The sequence below is a fragment of the Streptomyces sp. NPDC005574 genome, assembly GCF_040605435.1.
GTDB lineage: Bacteria > Actinomycetota > Actinomycetes > Streptomycetales > Streptomycetaceae > Streptomyces.
Genome location: NZ_JBEXCW010000138.1, coordinates 12,929 through 14,706, shown reverse-complemented (window position 1 = coordinate 14,706; position 1,778 = coordinate 12,929). Strand labels below are relative to the sequence as shown.

At 75.1% G+C, this 1,778-nt stretch carries 2 protein-coding genes; both read left to right on the top strand.

Features of this window, described 5'->3' with window-relative positions:
- Positions 1 to 485 (top strand): biotin/lipoyl-containing protein (locus ABZT03_RS40100; protein WP_356048609.1); only part of this gene is annotated, 485 nt, incomplete at its 5' end.
- A gap of 4 nt (positions 486 to 489) precedes the next feature.
- Positions 490 to 1,464 carry a hypothetical protein gene (locus ABZT03_RS40095; protein WP_356048608.1) on the top strand — a complete coding sequence of 325 codons (975 nt, stop codon included), beginning with the start codon at positions 490 to 492 and terminating at the stop codon, positions 1,462 to 1,464.
- Positions 1,465 to 1,778: the final 314 nt, after the last annotated feature.

Sequence of the window (1,778 nt, the reverse complement as noted above, 5' to 3'; positions counted from 1 at the left end):
CCGAACTCACCGGCTCCCAGGACCCGTTCACCGTCCACACCCGGTGGATCGAGACCGAGTTCGTCAACGACATCACACCCTTCACCACACCCGCCGGCCCGGACACCGACGAGGAACCCGGCCGCGACACCGTCGTCGTCGAGGTCGGCGGCAGACGCCTGGAGGTCTCCCTCCCGGTGTCGCTCGGCATGTCCCCGGCCCGCACCGGACTCGCCGCCGGCGCCCGGCCCAGGCGCCGCTCCGCCAGGGGGTCCGGCCCCGCCCCGTCGGGTGAGACCCTCGCCTCGCCGATGCAGGGCACGATCGTGAAGGTCGCGGTCGAGGAGGGCCAGGAAGTCGAGGAAGGCGACCTGATCGTCGTCCTCGAAGCGATGAAGATGGAACAGCCGCTCAACGCGCACCGGTCCGGCACCATCAAGGGCCTGTCCGCCGAAGTCGGCGCCTCCCTCACCTCCGGCGCGCCGATCTGCGAGATCAAGGACTGATCCGATGGCAGCACTCTCCTACACCGATGCCGTGAACGAGGCACTCGACCGTCTGCGCGGCGTGGGCTTCGAGCACGGCCCGCGGTTCGTCAACCACGCCCCGATGGCCGCGGAGGCCCTGGCCCACATGGGCTACACCGACGAGGTGCCCGGCTGGGTCGACCGCAACCTGCGCACCCGCGCCTACCACGAGGTGCCCGGCCTGCGCTGGACCATCGACCCGGCCGACCGGGCCGGATGGCAGTCGGCGCTCGGCGACTTCGGCCGGGTCGGCGACTGGACCGCCCTGTTCGAGCGGGAGTTGGCCGAGGACACCTGGACCGGGGTGCTGGCCCGCTGGTGGCCCCGGCTGCTGCCCGGCATGTCGGGGGTGCTCACGCACGGCGTGATCCGTACCGCCCACGCCGTCCGCGCGGTGGCCGCGGCCGGCCCGGACGACCACCGGCAACTGAGCGAACTCGCACAGGGCCTGGGCTACTGGGCGGCACGCTACGCGGGTCACGGGGCGCCGGTTGAGCCGGTCCCCGACGAACTCGGCCCGTCCGCCGATCCGTTGGGCGAGGGCGGGCGTGATCCGGCCGCGCGGGCGCTGGACGAACTGGTCGCGGAGTACTCGGGCGTCTACGCCACCGTCGCGCAGCGTCACCCGATCCCGCTGATCCACTCGGTCACCGGGCCGGCCGCCGTCCGGCTGGTGATCGAGCACCTGCCGCGGGCCCAGCGGTGGCCTTCGTACGAGGTCGCCCGCTCGCTCAGCCGTACGATGCTCGACTGGTTCCACGCCACCCCGCGGCCGGGGGCGCCGCTGCCCGAGGCCCCCGACGTGGACGAGGTGTTCGCGAACGCCGTCCAGATCGGCGACGAACACGCCATCAAGCTCGCCGAGGTCGCCGTCCGGCACGAGGCGATCGCCCCCGACCCCCGCCACGCGGCCGCCGCCCAGACGGCGAACCAGAGCCTCGGCCGCCTGTACCTGTGACCACCGGCCCACCGCGCCCCCGCCCGACCGGCTGACCCGGCCCTCCACCCCCGGCCGCGCTCCGCCCGACCACGTTGGCCTCCACCCCCGGCCGCGCTCCGCCCGACCACGTTGGCCTCCACCCCCGGCCGCGCTCCGCCCGACCACGCTGGCCCCCCACCCCGGCCGCGCCCCACCCGACCACCCCGGCCCGCCGCCACCGGCCCGCCGTCACCGACCGCCTGCCCGGTCGACCTGCCCTGCCCGGGCGCCCGCACGTCACCAACCGTTTCGGCCTGCCCAGTCCAGCCCGGGCGCGCCGGCCACCCCCGGCC